The sequence below is a fragment of the Formivibrio sp. oc-25 genome (assembly GCF_055810895.1).
Window position 1 is genome coordinate 23,928 of record NZ_JBVVOL010000001.1, and the last position, 14,253, is coordinate 38,180.

Here is a 14,253-nt window from a genome sequence, read left to right on the forward strand (position 1 = left end):
CCATGAACGATCCCGCCACACCATTCGTATCCAATGGCCGCCTTGAAATGCTGCGGGCGCGGGTGATCGACGTGCTGCGTACCGTGTACGACCCGGAAATCCCGGTCAATATCTATGACCTCGGTCTGATCTATGCGCTGGAGATCGACGAAGCGAGCGGCAAGGTCTTCATCCGCATGACGCTGACCGCGCCGGCCTGCCCGGTGGCGCAGTCGCTGCAGGATCAGGTCGGGTTCATGGTGACCGATATCGAGGGCGTTTCGGATGTTGAAATCGAGCTGGTGTGGGATCCGCCCTGGTCGATGCAGATGATCAGCGAGGCCGGGCGGCTGGAATTGGGCCTTGCATGAAAAAACGGATTCCCGCTGGCGTGATTCAAGGAGACAAGCATGGTTGAGTGGATCGATGTGATCGCCGTGGATCAGTTCGCGCCTAGCAGTTGCCAGACGCTGGTGCTGGGCAGCCTGAATATCGCGGTATTCAATGTGGATGGCCGCTATTACGCCATCGAAGATCGCTGCTCGCACGATAACGGCATGCTGTCCGGCGGGGTCTGTTGCGACACCGTGATCGAATGCCCGCGCCATCGTGCGCGCTTTTCGCTGGAGACCGGCGAGGCACTCTCGCCGCCGGCCTATGAGCCCATCGCAACCTTTCCGGTCCGGGTCGAGCAGGGGCGGGTGCAGGTCGCCGTGGAGGCTTAAGAACCTGATGACGGCCTCGCAGTAAGATCGTAAACAGGTTCTAATTGCGAAGCTTCACCGCCTCGCCATGTGCGGTGTACTGAAGCTGCCCCAGATCGAACCCCTGGGTGCTGGCTGCCTGCAGGGCCTGTTCCAGCAAAGGCCGATCCAGTACCGGCGTGCGCGAGAGTATCCACAGGTATTTGCGGTTCGGGTTGCCGACCACGGCCCAGCGGTAATCTTCATCCAGCTCGAAAATCCAGTAATCCGACTGGAATGGCCAGAAGAACGAAACCTTCAATTGGCCATTGCCGCTGCCTTCAACCACCTTGGCCCTGCCTTTGGCCTCGTCAAAGCCGGATTCGGTACGGCAACGGTTGGTGATCGCAATCGAGCCATCCGGCTGCGCACGATATTGCGCCGTGGTATCGCCGATGCACTGCCGCTGGAAGAACATCGGAAAAGCCGCGATTTCATACCACTTGCCGGCATAGCGCTGCAGATCGACCTGCGCCACGCTCGCGGGTGGCGTATCGGCCCAAGCCAGCGGCATAGCCAGATACAGCAGATACAACAATTTGCGCATGGTTTTCTGTCCTTTGTTTTTATGTAAAAACAATTTGCCCCCTCGCCCAGCCCCTCTCCCGCACACAGGCGATGGAGCAAAATCGGTGATGCGGCCAATACTCCCCTCGCCCGCTTGCGGGAGAGGGGCTGGGGGAGAGGGCAAATCGATGTTTGGGTGAGCGGCATTCCAGGTCGTAGGACGGGTTTCAACCCGTCACAATGGAATATCAAAGAACCCTGACGGACTGAAGTCCGTCCTACGGCAATATTTTGGGTTGTCGCCTGATTTTTCTACCCCGAATTTGATCCATCAGCAAATGCGCGGCAGCGGATCTTCTGCCAGTTCTTCCAGCCAGCGCCGCCCCCCCAGCGGTGTGACCAGACAGACTTCCGGCTCCGCCGTGAGCGTGCCGATGCAGGCCGCCTCATGCCCTTGCGGGTGTGCCTGCCAGCACCGCAGCAATTCAGCAGCGCAATCCGGCGCGGCAATCGCCACGATCCGGCCCTCGCACGCCAGTTGCAGCGGGTTGAATCCGAGCAGGCTGCAGGCACCGCGCACCGGATCACGCAAGGGAATCTCCGCTTCGATCAGGTTCGCGCCCAGACTACAGGCGCGCGCGATCTCATGCAGCACCGAAGCCAGCCCGCCACGGGTCGGGTCGCGCAAAAAGCGCACACCGGGCAGTGCCCACGCCAGCCGGGCGAGGTCTAGCACGCAGGCCGCATCGGAGACCAGATCGCTGGATAATCCGAATTCCTCGCGTGCCAGCATCACGGCCGTGCCATGATCGCCGACCGGCCCGCTCACCAGTACCGTATCGCCGGCCTGCACCGCGTGGATATCGAGTTGCAGCGCGGGATCGCGCCAGCCCAGCCCGGTGGTGGCGATGACCACGCCGCTGCCTTGTCCTTTCGGTACGACCTTGGTATCCCCGCCGACGATCGGCACGCCCGCAGCGCGCGCGGCCTGGCCGGCGGAAATCAGAATCCGTTTCAGATCTGCAAGCAGGAAGCCTTCCTCGATCACCAGATTCAGCGTGATCGCGGCTGGTTCCGCGCCGGAGACAGCCAGATCGTTGAGCGTGCCGTGAATGGCCAGGCTGCCGATGTCGCCGCCGGGAAAAAACAGCGGCTGTACGGTAAAGCTGTCGCTGGCCAGATACGGCAACCAGCCGGGGTGAACCGCTACCGGCGCGGCATCGGTAGCGCTTTCCTGCGTGCCGAGCGCCGGGTAGACCACGGTTTCGAGCAGTTCGCGCATCAGGCGGCCGCCGTTGCCGTGGGCGAGGCGGATATGGGTGTCATGCAGCATGGCGTGCTCCGGCTTCAACGAGTTGGCCCAGTGCCAGTCCGGCATCATTGGGCGGGGCGCATCGGGGCAGGTGGATGGCGTAGTGGCCAGCATATTGGGTGATCCGGGCCACCAGCAGGCGGTTCTGGAATACGCCGCCAGTCAATCCCACCGGCGTGGTGCGTGGCAGATCGAGCAGGCCGGGCAGTGCCACCACCGCGCGGGCAAGCGCATCGTGCAGCGCCCAGGCGCGTTGTGGTGCAGGCGTGGCGGCATCCTGCAACAGTGCCAGCCATGGCTGCCAGTCGAGGGTCCATATGCCATCCTGTTCTTGCCAATTCACCGGCCAATACGGGCCATCCTCCGCGCTTTCGGCCAGCGCCTGCAGCCGCATCGGGCCTTCACCCTCGAAGCTGGCCGTCTGGCACAGGCCCAGCAATGCCGCCGCACCATCGAACAGGCGCCCGGCCGCTGTGGTCAACGGGCTGTTCAAGCCCTTGCACCATGCCGTGTGCAGCAAGGACTGTTGCGGATGCCATTGTGGCGTTTCCATTTCACTTTCCCACAGCAAACCGGCCGCGCTGCGCCAGAGTTCGCGGCTGGCTGCTTCGCCACCGGGCAGGCGGAACGGGCGCAGCCGGGCAACGCTTTGCCAGTGGCCGGGCTTGCCGCGCAGTGCCTCGCCCCCCCAGAGCAGGCCATCCGGGCCAAGGCCGACGCCATCCCAGGTCAGCATCAGCCAGTCATCCATGGCAGGATGCTCGGCGGCGAGTGCGCCGGCATGCGCGTGGTGATGCCAAATTTCGCTGATCGGCAAGCCTTGCGCCATCGCCCACTGCCGGCTCTGGAAACCGGGATGTGCGTCGATGGCAATTTGCCTTGGTTGAACCTGATAGAGCCGACAAAAATCGTCGGCCACGCGTTGCAGCAGGGCCAGGCTTTCCGGATGTTCCAGATCGCCCAGATGCGGCGAGATCACGGCGCGATTTCCCCAGCCCAGTGCGATGGTCACTTTCTGTTCGCCGCCCAGCGCCAGCACGGGCTCAGGCAAAGAGTGCGGCAACGTGAATTCAAGCGGCGCCGATCCGCGCCCCAGCCGCAACGGCACCGGGCCGTGGTCGGCATAGACCTGCCAGACGCTATCCTCGACCGGGCGCACGATCGGGCGGTCATGGTGCAGAAATCCGTCGGCAATCCGGCCCAGCCGTGCTTCGGCATCCGCTGGGTCGATGGCGATCGGCTCGCCGGCAAGATTGCCGGAAGTTGCCACCAGCGGGCCGCCGAAGTCTTCCACCAGCAGCCCATGCAGCGGGCTATAGGGCAGCATCACGCCGATGTGCGCCAGGCCCGGTGCGATACTCGGTGCCAGCATACTGGCCGGCTGTTGGGCAACCAGCACGATGGGCCGCTGCGGGCTTTGCAGCAGCGTCATTTCCTCAGACGTGATGGCCAGCATGGTGCGCAGTTGCGGGCTGTTTTCCGCAAACAGCACGGCGAAAGGCCGGGCCGGGCGCAGTTTTCGGGTTCGCAGGGCGGCCACAGCGGTTTCATTGCCAGCATCGCACATCAGGTGATAGCCGCCCACGCCGCGCACGGCGATGATCTTGCCGGCGCGCAAGGCCGCCAGCGCGGCTTGCAGGGCTGGTTCTTTCTGCGCGATGTCGTTGCCCGAGCGCCAGGCCAGTTGTGGTCCGCAAGCTGGGCAGGCAATCGGCTCGGCGTGAAAACGCCGGTCGAGCGGGTCTTCATATTCGGCACTGCAAGCCGGGCAGAGCGGAAAACCCGCCATGCTGGTGCGCGCACGGTCATACGGCAGCGATTCGATCAGGGTAAAGCGTGGCCCGCATTGCGTGCAGTTGGTGAACGGGTAACGGTAGCGCCGATTGGCCGGGTCGCGCATCTCGGCCAAGCAGACCGGGCAGGGCGCGGTATCGAGCGGCAAGTGAATATCCGCCGTGCTTTCCACACTGGGCAGAATCACAAACCCGCTCAGGCCCTGTGCTTCCCCGGTGGTGATGCTGTGCAGAACCGGCTTGGCCAGCGGTGGCGCTTCGTGGATCACGCGCTGCTGGAAATCCAGCAGCCTGGCCGCTTCGCCTTCGATGCAGATTTCCACACGGCCGCTGCAATTCTGCACCGAGCCCGAAAGCCCCAGTTCATGCGCCAGGCGGAAAATAAATGGCCGGAAACCGACGCCTTGCACGATGCCGGTAACGGTTAGGGTCAGATGTCGCGACGTGTCGGGAAACGCTGGCATGGGCGATTGAGCAGGTGTATTGGGCTGAAATATTTGATAATCCACTATGGCATTCGGAATTCAATGATGCATCACCTACCATGAAAACAGCGCCATCCTGTTTCCGGTTCGAGGTGTCCGATGACTTCTTTCAGAGTTTTTATCCGCCCGCTCGCGCTGGCCTGTGTCTTGGTCGTGATCCAGGGCTGTACCACCGCCACGCGTTTTGAAGGGGCTGCGCCGGGCACCCGGTTTTCGCTGCGTGAATTCGAGGTGGTCGAACTTCCCAAAGACATGGTGCTCGAATCAAAAGCCACCGGCCAATATGAATTCATGGCGACCACCCCTTCATGTGATGCACTGTATGGCATCCTGCCCTTGCGGGTGAATGGCGGCACCATGGCGGCGAGCATAGCCTTGTTTGCGCCTGCGTTGTTCATTGGCGGATTCCGCGATGTGTTCGCGTTCTATCAGCTTGATCCAGTTGAAGGCGTGGTGCGATACAAGAATAAGGTCGAGGATGATTGGCGTCGGTACAAGCCGACTTCGGCCGAGAGTGAGCGGGCCAAGCGCTATTTCGATGGGCTGGGTGTGCAATGTGTACCTGTGGCTACTCCCGGGCCATAATTCAGGCGTAATGAGCTTGCCGGGTGGCATGAGATCGATGCACTGGGCAAGTTTATTCGAATATCGTATCCATTGTTTACCATTACGTAAGGAGCGACCCATGCGCCTGTTGTTGGCTATTTTCCTGCCCTTCATGGTTTTCTTTACCATCGGCCGTCCTTTGGCAGGAATTATCTGCTTGATTCTGCAAATCACCCTGATCGGCTGGCTGCCGGCGGCCATCTGGGCTGTCTATGCGCTGGGCCAATACAATACCGACAAAAAAATCGAACAGGCATTGGGCGGCAATAAGAGCTGATCTGGCCTTTTCATCATGAAACACGGCTTAATCGTGTGTTTTCTGGTGCTCACCGCTGCCGTGGTGCAGGCTAAGCCTGCATCATGGTATCGCTGGCATAGCAAGCACGATGGCAAAGTGGTTTGCAAGCAGACTTCGCCCGGTACTGGTTGGGTGCGTGAAAAAACAGCCTATCGTGATGCGCGCTGCGAAGTTGCAGGCCGGCGCTGAAGTTATATTCCTCTCTCTGACCCACTTGCTTTGATTTTCTGACTGACGGCAATGCTGGCTGCAGCAATTCCGTTCATACCGCGCTAGAACGAAATATCCACGCAATCAAGACGCGGATATTTGGCAAGGAGAAGATCATGAGCAAGACGTTCTGGCGCGTGTTGTTGGCAGGCTTGGCCGTGATGCTGGCCGGATGTGCAACCACGCGCAGTGAAATCAAGCTGGACGCCCCGTCCATTGCGGCGCCCGCAGCAGCGAGCAAGATCAGCAAGGAACAGGCGGTGTGGATTCGCTCGATTGTGGATGAGCGCAAGTTTGAAGAGGCACCGAAAGATCCCAGCATTCCTTCTTTGGGCTTCGAGGGCGCGGCCAAGGCAACCGAGGAGGTCAAATCCCGTGCTTTCGGACGCAAACGCGGCGGGTTTGGCATGGCGTTTGGCGATGTGCTGCTGGAACCGGGGCAAACGGTCGGCAAGGTGGTGCAGGATCAGCTCACTGCTGCCTTTGGCGAAGCCGGTTATCGGGTTGCTGCCAGTGAGGCGGATGCCGGCAACAATCCCTTGATTGTCGATGTCCGCATCAAGCAATTCTGGGCCTGGATCAATATGGGTTTCTGGGCGCTGACTCTCAATAACCGTATCACCACCGATCTGGTTTTTTCCGGGGCCGTTCCGCCGCTTACCGTCAGTGTGCATCAGCAGGAACAGCACATGGCCATCACGGATGGCGTATGGACCGAGGATCTGGTCAAGGCGTTGCAAGCGTATCGCACACAAGCGGCAGAAAAACTGGCGAAGCTGCCGCCGGCTAAGCCTTGATCTCACCTGCTCGCTTTGATATTGCGCGCATGCCTGCCGCCCACCAGATGCGGCAGGCACCTTCGTCTGACACCATGCACGGGCCGATCGGGTGATGCGGGGTGCAGCCGGTGCCATACAGCCGGCATTGCTGTGGCGTTTTCTGTGCGAGCAGCACGGGTGCGCAGTCGCAGCCTGGCGGCATCTGGCCGGCATGCTTGCGTACAATCGGTTCGACCGGGAAGCGGGCCTGTGCATCGCGTGGTGCATGTGGTGCTGCCAGCATGTAACCCGAATCGGCAATTTCTCCAATGCCGCGCCAGTTGGCGGCGGTAATCCCGAAGGCTCGGTTCATCAACGCCTGCGCGTGGCGGTTGCCTTGCGAGGTGACCACTTCCGGGTAGGCGTTGTCGAGTCGGGCGGTTTTTTCCTGTTTCTGCTGCGCCAGCTGATAAATGCCAGCCAGCAGGCTTTCTGCGCTGAAGCCTGCCACTGTTGCAGGCAGGCCGTGCTGTTGCGGCACGAAATTCCACTCATCCGCTCCCATGACTGCAGCGACATGCCCGGGTGCAATCAGCGCGTCGAAGCCGATCGATTCTGCAGCCAGTAGGTGTGCCACTGCGGGCCAGGTTCGCCGTCCGACAAGCAGCAGATAGAGGTTATCCGGCACCTCGCCCGCCATCATGCCCGCTACCGGCGCCAGTGTGGTTTCGAATCCGGCAACGAAAAACACCAACGGTCGAGGTGCAAGTTGCTGCGCCAGTGTCAGTACCTCCAGCGGTGAGGCCACCGGCCGGATATCCGCCCCCAGTGCACGCGCCGCCAGCAGGGAATCCGGCTCGGTGCGTGCCACGTTCACCGGCACGCGCAGCATGTCGCCAAACGCCACCAGCGTCACCGGGTAGTTGAGCGCAATCTGCATGGCCTGCCAGATACTTTCTTCCGGGCAGACACAGACCGGGCAACCGGGGCCGGGTAGCAGGCTGATCCAGGCCGGCAGCACGCTGCGCAAACCGGCTTCGGCAATCGTGCGCTCATGTCCGCCGCAGACGTTGAGAATGCGTAGCGGCTCGGCCGGGTCGGGCAGGGTGTGCAGATGCTTGAGCCAGTCGTGCGCGCTCAGCATGGTTGTTGCCCCCGCGTGTTGCGCAACCAGTCGATCAGCGGGGAGAGACTATCGGGCTGGAAGCTGCTTATCGTCAGGCAGGGCGAGTTGTTGGCGAGTTGGCGCAAGGCCGATTCGGCTTCTGTCGGGCTGAATTGCGGCAGATGCGGCAGCAAGTCGGCTTTGGTGATCAGCATCAGATCTGCCTTGAAGAACAAGGTCGGATATTTGGCCGGCTTGTCCTCCCCCTCGCACACCGAAAGCAACGCGATACGCTTGTCTTCTCCCAGGTCAAAGCTGGCAGGGCAGACCAGATTGCCCACGTTTTCGATGAACAGAAGGTCGATAGCGCTCAGTTCGAGCTGGTCGAGTGCGCCGGCCACCATCGCCGCATCGAGGTGGCAAGCCTGTCCGGTGGTGATCTGGATCGTCGGTGCGCCGGTCTGGCGGATGCGCCGGGCATCGTTGTCGGTCTGCAGATCGCCCACGATCACGGCGCAGCGCAGCGGGGCGAGCAGCGGAATCAGCGTCTGCAGCAGGGCGGTCTTGCCGGCACCGGGGCTCGACATCAGGTTCACTGAAAAAATGCCGTGCTGGCGCAGGCGGGTACGGTTGGCGCTGGCGGTGGCATCGTTGGCGGCGAGCAGCGATTGCTGCACGTCGAGTTCAATGGCCTCCCCCTTCCTTTGTCCGGGCTTGGGCCAGCGCTGCAGCGGGTTGAGGCCACAGCCGCATTCAAGACACATAGGGCTCTCCCAGCGAAATGCCGCTCAGATACACACCTTCCCCTGCCGTCAGTTGTACCGCCAGACTGCCGCAGTATGGGCAGGCAAAGCGGTTGGGCGGCACTTCACTACTGCGGCCGCATGCCCGGCATATGATGCAGGCCGGCTGGAATTCGATCACGAGTTGTGCCTGGGAAAAACGACTGCCGGCAGCGGCATGCGCAAACAGATGCTGCAGCAGGTCCGGCTCGCAGCCCGACAGCGCGCCGACCTTCACCCGCAGCAGCGTAACCGGCAGGTCTGGATGTTCGGCTAGTTGTTGTTCCGCCGTTGCGAGCAAGGCGCGGCATAAACTCATCTCATGCATGATGGCTTGCCTGCAATCTGGCCCATTCTTCCCAGGCAGCTTCTGCCGCTGCCTGATCCACGCGGCTGATCGCATAGCCGACATGCACCATCACATAGTCGCCGGGCTCGGGCCATGGCGGCGCGAGCAGGGCGAGCGAGATCTCACGCTGCACCCCCAGTGTTTCTGCCGTGGCACGATCATTGTGCCCGCGCGTGACGATGCGCATTGGTACTCCCAGACACATGCAATCACCCCTCCCTGAGCTTTCAGCATGGCACGTTTGGTACAAATCTGCCGATGGACGGACGACATTCTGGCGCAGGCCAGTTTCCTGTCCAACAATGAGGTTATTAACCCTGCCCATAAATTCGTCTAAGAAACAGGCTGCTGCAGGTCTAATGTTGTTCACCCTCTCCCCCCCTCTCCCGCAAGCGGGCGAGGGGGGCAAATGATTGGACCAATGCCCCCCTCGCCCGCTTGCGGGAGAGGGGCTGGGGGAGAGGGTAAGTCGATGTTTTCTGCCGCAGGTCGGGTTTTAACCCGACAGCGTGCGGTCATTGATGTCGGAATGAATTTCGACCTGCGGCAATGATGGTGAATTTAGGGCTACCTAAAAACGATATCGGTGCATGGAAGGATAGGTCATGGCGGAAACACCGCGCTATTTCCCGCGCAATCGGCTCGATGAACTGATAGGTTTGCTGCGCAAGTCGGGATTTCGCGTGATCGGGCCGAAGCTGGAGCAGGGCGCGCTGGCCTATCGCGAAATCGACGGCGTGGCCGATCTGCCGCAAGGTGTGGAGGATGAACAGTCGCCCGGCCGCTATCGCCTGGTCGAGCTCGGCACGAAGCGCCATTTCAGCTGGGCCAATGCCGCCAGCGGCATCAAGCCGTTTGTGTTTGCCCCGCGCGAGCGGCTGTGGCGCGTCGATCGTGATAGCGCGGGCGTGCATTTTCGCCCGCTGATGAATATCGTGCCGCGTACGGCCATTCTGGGCGTTCGGGCTTGCGATCTGGCGGCGCTGATCCTCAACGACGCGCATTTCCTGCGCAATGATTACCTTGATCCGTACTACCGCATCCGGCGCGAGAGCCTGTTTCTGGTCGCGGTGAACTGCAGCCATGCGGCATCCACCTGTTTCTGTGCGTCTACCAGCGATGGTCCCGAAGCGAGGCATGGCTATGACCTGTTGCTCGATGAGCTCGATGACGGCTATCTGATCCGCTCCGGCAGTCCTTCCGGCGATGAAATCCTGTTCAAGTTCCCCACCTTGCCGGCAAGCCAGGCCGAGCAGGATGCGGCGGCCACGCAACTGGATACCTGCCGCGCCCAGCAACGCGCGCTGCCATCTGCAACCAGTCTGCAGGAACTGATGCAGAAATTGGATCACCCCGCCTGGGACAAGGTGGCCGAGCAATGCCTGGCATGCGGTAACTGCACGGCGGCGTGCCCGACCTGTTTTTGCCACCGCGAAGTGGAAGCCCCCGCGCTTGATGGCCAGAGCAGCGTGCACAGGCGCGATTGGGATTCGTGCTTCAACGAAGATCACAGCTATATCGTCGGTGGGCCGGTGCGCGCGGATATCAAGTTGCGCTATCGCCAGTGGATGACGCACAAGTTGGCGGGCTGGCAGGAGCAATACGGGCGCAGCGGTTGCGTGGGGTGCGGGCGCTGCACTACCTGGTGCCCGGCTGGCATCGATTTCGTGGCGCAGGCGCGCGCCGTGCTGGAGAACGAACAATGATGCGTTCAGCCAATTGCTATCTGCCTTGGGAAGCGGAAATCATCGAGCGTGTGCAGGAAACGCCGGATATCTTCACCTGGCGCTTGCGCTTCACCGATCCGGAAATCGCGCGCAATTACCGCTTCATGCATGGCCAGTTCAACATGCTTTACCTGTTTGGCGTGGGCGAGGTGGCGATCTCGGTGATGTCGGGCGATGGCCTTAATCTGCTGCATACCATTCGCGCTGTCGGCCGGGTGACACGGGCAATGATGGAGTTGCCCGAGGGAAGCCGCGTTGGCGTGCGTGGCCCGTTCGGACGCGGCTGGCCGCTGGAAGATGCGCGCGGCCGCGATATCGTGTTCGTGACCGCCGGGCTGGGGTGCGCGCCGGTGGTATCGTCGATCCGCCATGTGGTGGCCAATCGCCGGGATTACGGGCGGCTGGTGATCATGCAATCGGTGCGCTATCGCCATGAAGCGCTGTGGGAGCCGCAATACGCAGCCTGGCGCGAGCTGCCCGATACCCAGGTGCTGCTGACTTCCTCGCGCGACAAGACGCGCTGGCCGCTGTGGGAGTTGGGCCGTGTCGGCGTATTGCTTGATCAGGCCGAATACGACAAGAACAACTGCTATGTGATGATGTGCGGCCCAGACCAGATGATGCACGATACCGCCAAAACGCTGGTCGCGATGGGGGTGCCGGGTGAACGTGTGTTTGTCTCGCTGGAGCGCAACATGCAATGCGCTGTCGGGCATTGCGGCCACTGCCAGATGGGCGGCAAATTCGTGTGCAAGGATGGCCCGGTGTTCCCGTATCCGCAGGTTGCGGGTTTGATGGGGGTGGAGGGTTTCTGATATGACTGATAAACCGAAAGTCGCCATCCATAAATTCGCTTCCTGCTCGGGCTGTCAGCTTGCCTTCGTCAACATGGGCGAGGATCTGATCGAACTGATGAAGCTGGTCGATCTGGTGCATATGGCCGAAGTGGGCAGCATTGCGCCGGAAGACCAGCAAGTGGATATCGCCTTCATCGAAGGCTCGATCACCACGCCGCACGATGTCGATCGCCTGCTGAAAATCCGCACCAACAGCCACTACCTGATCACGATCGGCGCCTGCGCCACTTCGGGCGGTATCCAGGCTCTGCGCAACAATGCCGATAGCGGTGAATGGATGCGTTCGGTCTATGCCAAGCCGGAATTCATCCAGTCGCTTTCCACCTCCGGTGCCATTGCCAACTACGTGAATGTGGATTTCGAGCTGTGGGGCTGCCCGGTCAGCTCGAAGCAGATGTATGCGGCCGTGCGCTTCTTCCTCAATGGCGTGCCGCCGGTCGAATTGCGCGAAAAGGTCTGCCAGGAATGCAAGCGGCGTGGCAATGTCTGCATCCTGGTTTCACGGGGCGAGCCGTGCATGGGGCCGGTGACGCGTACCGGCTGCGGCGCACTGTGCCCGTCGTTCGGTGCGCCGTGCTACACCTGTTACGGCCCGGCCGAATCGATCAATGTGGCGAGTTTCGGCCAGCGCCTGATCGGGCTCGGCCTGCATCCGGAACAGGTGGCGCGCCGTTTTGCCTCGATCAACAATGCCGCGCCCGCCTTCAGCGAAGCCACGCGCCTGTTCGCCGGCGAAGGGGACAAACAGCCATGAATCCCGCCATTGATCCCAAACGCGATATCGATATCCATGTGCCGGTGCTGACCCGCGTGGAGGGCGAGGGCTCGCTTGAATTTACTGCGCGTAACGGCAAGGTTGAAAACCTCTATCTGCGCATCTACGAGCCACCACGCCTGTTCGAGAAATTCCTGGAAGGGCAGGATTATTCCGAGGTGCCGACGATTGCCGCGCGTGTGTGCGGCGTATGCCCGATCGCCTACCAGATGACCTCGATCCGGGCGATGGAAAAGATTTTCGGCGTGCAGCCCGATCCGTGGATTCATGCCATGCGTCGCGTAATCTATTACGGCGAATGGTTGCAAAGCCATACGCTGCACGTGAACCTGTTCGCTGCGCCGGATTTTCTTGGGTTCCCCGATGCGATCAGCATGGCGGCCAAGTATCCGGAGGAAGTGCGGCGCGGTATGCGCTTGCAGGGGCTGGGCAACGATCTGATGATCCTGCTTGGCGGTCGCTCGGTGCATCCGATCGGCATGAAGGTGGGTGGTTTTCATCGTGCGCCACCGCGTCACGAAGTGGCCGACATGGTCGATAAACTGCTGGCCGCGCGCGAGGATGCGCGCCAGTTCGTGATCTGGGCTGCCGGCTTGCCCTACCCGGTGGATGAACAGGAATTCGTGAGCGTGGCGGTCAGCCATCCGGACGAATACGCGATCAGCGAAGGCCGATTGATTTCGGATCACGGTCTGGATGTGGCGTTCGAGGATTACCCCCGGCATTTCAACGAATACCAGGTGCCGCATTCGACGGCGTACTACTCGCTGATGGATGGCCGCTCGTATTTCCTGGGGCCGCTCGCGCGCATGAACCTCAATTTCAGCCAGTTGCCGCACGCCGTGCGCAATCTCGCGCAGGAGCTCAGTATCCGATTCCCGTCGCACAACATGTTCATGAACGTGGTGGCACGTGCGCTGGAATGCTATCTGGCGGTGGAAGACAGTCTGCGCATCCTGCGCGAATACCAGTTGCCGGCCAAGCCTTTCGTCGACGTTTCACCCCGGCCCGGCATTGGCCACCACTGTACCGAAGCGCCGCGCGGCATGATCTATCACCGCTTCGAGATCAGCGAGGAGGGCCGGGTCAGCTTTGCCACGATGATTCCGCCGACATCGCAGAACCAGTTCCGCATCGAACAGAACCTGCATTCCGCCATGGAACGTTACGGCCTGCACCACACGGACGACGAATTGCGCCATCTGTGCGAGCAGGTGATCCGCAACTACGATCCGTGCCTGTCGTGCTCCACCCATTTCCTGAAGCTGACCGTGCATCGTGGCTGAAACACGCGTGATCGGCATCGGCTCGCCGTTTGGCGCCGACCAACTGGGATGGCTGGCGCTGGATGTTCTGCGCCAGCGGCTGCCAATGCAGGCAAGCGTCGAGCTGTTGACGTGCCGCTTTCCGGCCGAATTGCCGAATCTGCTTGCAGGTTGTTCGCGGGCGATTTTGCTGGATGCACTGCAAGGTGGGTTCACGCCGGGCAGTTTGCAGCGTTTTGCGCTGGCGGAACTGCCGCAATCCGGGCTGGGCGTGTCGTCCCACGGCATGGATGTCGCGGCGGCCTTGCAGTTGGCCAAAGTGCTGGGCAGCCTGCCGCAGCGATTGATCGTACTGGGAATCGAGGTGGGAAAAGAAAACCAGCCGGTCGATCCGGTGTGGATCGAGCGGCTGGTTGAGGAAGTACTGGCAGAACTTAGTCGATCGGGTTGAAGCGGATACGCTTGCCCTGTGCGGCAAAGGCGAAGGTCTGTTCGCTTACCCGCGCTACCAGCTCGAACGGTTGATCAAGCTGTTTTTCCTGTGTTACCTGGCAATACTCGATCCAGTTGCCGTCAATTTCAATCGAATAGCTACCGTGTTTGGCACAGTAGTCCTTGCTGTGATACAGCCATTTCTCAGCCATGATAGGCTCCCATTAAAGTCGAGCTACTGGTATACCACGGCCGTTTTTTTGTTGCCAT

At 61.2% G+C, this 14,253-nt stretch carries 19 protein-coding genes; 11 read left to right on the top strand and 8 right to left on the bottom strand.

Translation table 11 applies throughout. From position 1 onward, the window contains the following. The first annotated feature begins 2 nt into the window (after window positions 1-2). Both AC0KVQ_RS00115 and AC0KVQ_RS00120 read left to right on the top strand, forming a co-directional pair. Complete coding sequence (locus AC0KVQ_RS00115) at window positions 3-350, top strand: DUF59 domain-containing protein (protein WP_473419070.1); 348 nt, start codon at window positions 3-5, stop codon at window positions 348-350. A gap of 39 nt (window positions 351-389) precedes the next feature. Further along, on the top strand, window positions 390-704 hold the full coding sequence (locus tag AC0KVQ_RS00120) for a non-heme iron oxygenase ferredoxin subunit (protein ID WP_473419071.1): 315 nt from the start codon (window positions 390-392) through the stop codon (window positions 702-704). A gap of 40 nt (window positions 705-744) precedes the next feature. Here AC0KVQ_RS00120 and AC0KVQ_RS00125 read toward each other — a convergent pair whose 3' ends face one another. The 3 genes from AC0KVQ_RS00125 to hypF form a co-directional block, all read right to left on the bottom strand. Then, complete coding sequence (locus AC0KVQ_RS00125) at window positions 745-1,269, bottom strand: lipocalin family protein (RefSeq protein WP_473419072.1); 525 nt, start codon at window positions 1,267-1,269, stop codon at window positions 745-747. Window positions 1,270-1,560: 291 nt separating this feature from the next. Beyond that, window positions 1,561-2,562, bottom strand: coding sequence for a hydrogenase expression/formation protein HypE (gene hypE, locus AC0KVQ_RS00130; RefSeq protein WP_473419073.1), 1,002 nt, complete (start codon window positions 2,560-2,562; stop codon window positions 1,561-1,563). Further along, window positions 2,552-4,798 (bottom strand): carbamoyltransferase HypF, encoded by a 2,247-nt coding sequence (gene hypF, locus AC0KVQ_RS00135; protein WP_473419074.1) that lies wholly within the window; start codon window positions 4,796-4,798, stop codon window positions 2,552-2,554. The genes hypE and hypF overlap by 11 nt, the downstream gene beginning before the upstream one ends. A gap of 120 nt (window positions 4,799-4,918) precedes the next feature. Between hypF and AC0KVQ_RS00140 the strand changes: the two genes are divergently transcribed. The 4 genes from AC0KVQ_RS00140 (at window position 4,919) to AC0KVQ_RS00155 (ending at window position 6,730) form a co-directional block, all read left to right on the top strand. Beyond that, window positions 4,919-5,404, top strand: a complete 486-nt coding sequence (locus AC0KVQ_RS00140) for a hypothetical protein (protein WP_473419075.1) — start codon at window positions 4,919-4,921, stop codon at window positions 5,402-5,404. Window positions 5,405-5,504: 100 nt separating this feature from the next. Then, window positions 5,505-5,702, top strand: a complete 198-nt coding sequence (locus tag AC0KVQ_RS00145) for a YqaE/Pmp3 family membrane protein (protein WP_473419076.1) — start codon at window positions 5,505-5,507, stop codon at window positions 5,700-5,702. A gap of 15 nt (window positions 5,703-5,717) precedes the next feature. Next, window positions 5,718-5,912 carry a hypothetical protein gene (locus tag AC0KVQ_RS00150; protein WP_473419077.1) on the top strand — a complete coding sequence of 65 codons (195 nt, stop codon included), beginning with the start codon at window positions 5,718-5,720 and terminating at the stop codon, window positions 5,910-5,912. A 137-nt stretch (window positions 5,913-6,049) separates the two neighbouring features. After that, window positions 6,050-6,730, top strand: a complete 681-nt coding sequence (locus AC0KVQ_RS00155) for a YajG family lipoprotein (RefSeq protein WP_473419078.1) — start codon at window positions 6,050-6,052, stop codon at window positions 6,728-6,730. Here the strand turns inward: AC0KVQ_RS00155 and hypD are convergent. Genes hypD through AC0KVQ_RS00175 form a run of 4 tightly spaced genes read right to left on the bottom strand, consistent with a single transcriptional unit; the run spans window position 6,720 to window position 9,252 of the window. Further along, window positions 6,720-7,835, bottom strand: a complete 1,116-nt coding sequence (gene hypD / locus AC0KVQ_RS00160; protein WP_473419079.1) for a hydrogenase formation protein HypD — start codon at window positions 7,833-7,835, stop codon at window positions 6,720-6,722. The genes AC0KVQ_RS00155 and hypD overlap by 11 nt on opposite strands. Further along, on the bottom strand, window positions 7,829-8,560 hold the full coding sequence (gene hypB / locus AC0KVQ_RS00165) for a hydrogenase nickel incorporation protein HypB (RefSeq protein ID WP_473419080.1): 732 nt from the start codon (window positions 8,558-8,560) through the stop codon (window positions 7,829-7,831). Before hypB ends, hypD begins: the two co-directional genes overlap by 7 nt. Then, on the bottom strand, window positions 8,550-8,906 hold the full coding sequence (locus tag AC0KVQ_RS00170) for a hydrogenase maturation nickel metallochaperone HypA/HybF (RefSeq protein ID WP_473419081.1): 357 nt from the start codon (window positions 8,904-8,906) through the stop codon (window positions 8,550-8,552). The genes hypB and AC0KVQ_RS00170 overlap by 11 nt, the downstream gene beginning before the upstream one ends. After that, window positions 8,899-9,252, bottom strand: a complete 354-nt coding sequence (locus AC0KVQ_RS00175; RefSeq protein WP_473419082.1) for a HypC/HybG/HupF family hydrogenase formation chaperone — start codon at window positions 9,250-9,252, stop codon at window positions 8,899-8,901. Before AC0KVQ_RS00175 ends, AC0KVQ_RS00170 begins: the two co-directional genes overlap by 8 nt. Before the next feature lie 280 nt (window positions 9,253-9,532). Here AC0KVQ_RS00175 and AC0KVQ_RS00180 point away from each other — a divergent pair, with 280 nt between their 5' ends. From AC0KVQ_RS00180 to AC0KVQ_RS00200, 5 genes are read left to right on the top strand one after another with little or no spacing between them, the layout of a single operon-like run. Continuing rightward, window positions 9,533-10,633 carry a 4Fe-4S dicluster domain-containing protein gene (locus AC0KVQ_RS00180; protein WP_473419083.1) on the top strand — a complete coding sequence of 367 codons (1,101 nt, stop codon included), beginning with the start codon at window positions 9,533-9,535 and terminating at the stop codon, window positions 10,631-10,633. Then, window positions 10,630-11,469, top strand: coding sequence for an FAD/NAD(P)-binding protein (locus tag AC0KVQ_RS00185; RefSeq protein WP_473419084.1), 840 nt, complete (start codon window positions 10,630-10,632; stop codon window positions 11,467-11,469). Before AC0KVQ_RS00180 ends, AC0KVQ_RS00185 begins: the two co-directional genes overlap by 4 nt. Window position 11,470: 1 nt before the next feature. Beyond that, window positions 11,471-12,265: an NADH-quinone oxidoreductase subunit B family protein gene (locus AC0KVQ_RS00190; protein ID WP_473419085.1), complete on the top strand. Its 795-nt coding sequence runs from the start codon at window positions 11,471-11,473 to the stop codon at window positions 12,263-12,265. Further along, window positions 12,262-13,572, top strand: a complete 1,311-nt coding sequence (locus AC0KVQ_RS00195; RefSeq protein WP_473419086.1) for a Ni/Fe hydrogenase subunit alpha — start codon at window positions 12,262-12,264, stop codon at window positions 13,570-13,572. Before AC0KVQ_RS00190 ends, AC0KVQ_RS00195 begins: the two co-directional genes overlap by 4 nt. Beyond that, a complete protein-coding gene (locus AC0KVQ_RS00200; protein ID WP_473419087.1) occupies window positions 13,565-14,002 on the top strand; it encodes a hydrogenase maturation protease in 438 nt (145 codons plus the stop codon). Before AC0KVQ_RS00195 ends, AC0KVQ_RS00200 begins: the two co-directional genes overlap by 8 nt. On the opposite strand, the gene AC0KVQ_RS00205 is transcribed toward AC0KVQ_RS00200, so the two are convergent. Continuing rightward, window positions 13,986-14,195 (bottom strand): hypothetical protein, encoded by a 210-nt coding sequence (locus AC0KVQ_RS00205; protein ID WP_473419088.1) that lies wholly within the window; start codon window positions 14,193-14,195, stop codon window positions 13,986-13,988. The genes AC0KVQ_RS00200 and AC0KVQ_RS00205 overlap by 17 nt on opposite strands. Window positions 14,196-14,253 lie beyond the last annotated feature (58 nt).

Excerpts from the sequence above, each read along its gene's own strand:
- AC0KVQ_RS00120 (WP_473419071.1), top strand. The coding sequence starts at position 390 with ATGGTTGAGTGGATCGATGTGATCGCCGTGGATCAGTTCGCGCCTAGC.
- hypD (WP_473419079.1), bottom strand. The coding sequence starts at position 7,835 with ATGCTGAGCGCGCACGACTGGCTCAAGCATCTGCACACCCTGCCCGAC.
- AC0KVQ_RS00175 (WP_473419082.1), bottom strand. The coding sequence starts at position 9,252 with ATGGGCAGGGTTAATAACCTCATTGTTGGACAGGAAACTGGCCTGCGC.
- AC0KVQ_RS00180 (WP_473419083.1), top strand. The coding sequence starts at position 9,533 with ATGGCGGAAACACCGCGCTATTTCCCGCGCAATCGGCTCGATGAACTG.
- AC0KVQ_RS00185 (WP_473419084.1), top strand. The coding sequence starts at position 10,630 with ATGATGCGTTCAGCCAATTGCTATCTGCCTTGGGAAGCGGAAATCATC.
- hypB (WP_473419080.1), bottom strand. The coding sequence starts at position 8,560 with ATGTGTCTTGAATGCGGCTGTGGCCTCAACCCGCTGCAGCGCTGGCCC.
- AC0KVQ_RS00190 (WP_473419085.1), top strand. The coding sequence starts at position 11,471 with ATGACTGATAAACCGAAAGTCGCCATCCATAAATTCGCTTCCTGCTCG.
- AC0KVQ_RS00115 (WP_473419070.1), top strand. The coding sequence starts at position 3 with ATGAACGATCCCGCCACACCATTCGTATCCAATGGCCGCCTTGAAATG.
- AC0KVQ_RS00150 (WP_473419077.1), top strand. The coding sequence starts at position 5,718 with ATGAAACACGGCTTAATCGTGTGTTTTCTGGTGCTCACCGCTGCCGTG.
- hypE (WP_473419073.1), bottom strand. The coding sequence starts at position 2,562 with ATGCTGCATGACACCCATATCCGCCTCGCCCACGGCAACGGCGGCCGC.
- AC0KVQ_RS00170 (WP_473419081.1), bottom strand. The coding sequence starts at position 8,906 with ATGCATGAGATGAGTTTATGCCGCGCCTTGCTCGCAACGGCGGAACAA.
- hypF (WP_473419074.1), bottom strand. The coding sequence starts at position 4,798 with ATGCCAGCGTTTCCCGACACGTCGCGACATCTGACCCTAACCGTTACC.
- AC0KVQ_RS00145 (WP_473419076.1), top strand. The coding sequence starts at position 5,505 with ATGCGCCTGTTGTTGGCTATTTTCCTGCCCTTCATGGTTTTCTTTACC.
- AC0KVQ_RS00155 (WP_473419078.1), top strand. The coding sequence starts at position 6,050 with ATGAGCAAGACGTTCTGGCGCGTGTTGTTGGCAGGCTTGGCCGTGATG.
- AC0KVQ_RS00140 (WP_473419075.1), top strand. The coding sequence starts at position 4,919 with ATGACTTCTTTCAGAGTTTTTATCCGCCCGCTCGCGCTGGCCTGTGTC.
- AC0KVQ_RS00125 (WP_473419072.1), bottom strand. The coding sequence starts at position 1,269 with ATGCGCAAATTGTTGTATCTGCTGTATCTGGCTATGCCGCTGGCTTGG.
- AC0KVQ_RS00205 (WP_473419088.1), bottom strand. The coding sequence starts at position 14,195 with ATGGCTGAGAAATGGCTGTATCACAGCAAGGACTACTGTGCCAAACAC.
- AC0KVQ_RS00195 (WP_473419086.1), top strand. The coding sequence starts at position 12,262 with ATGAATCCCGCCATTGATCCCAAACGCGATATCGATATCCATGTGCCG.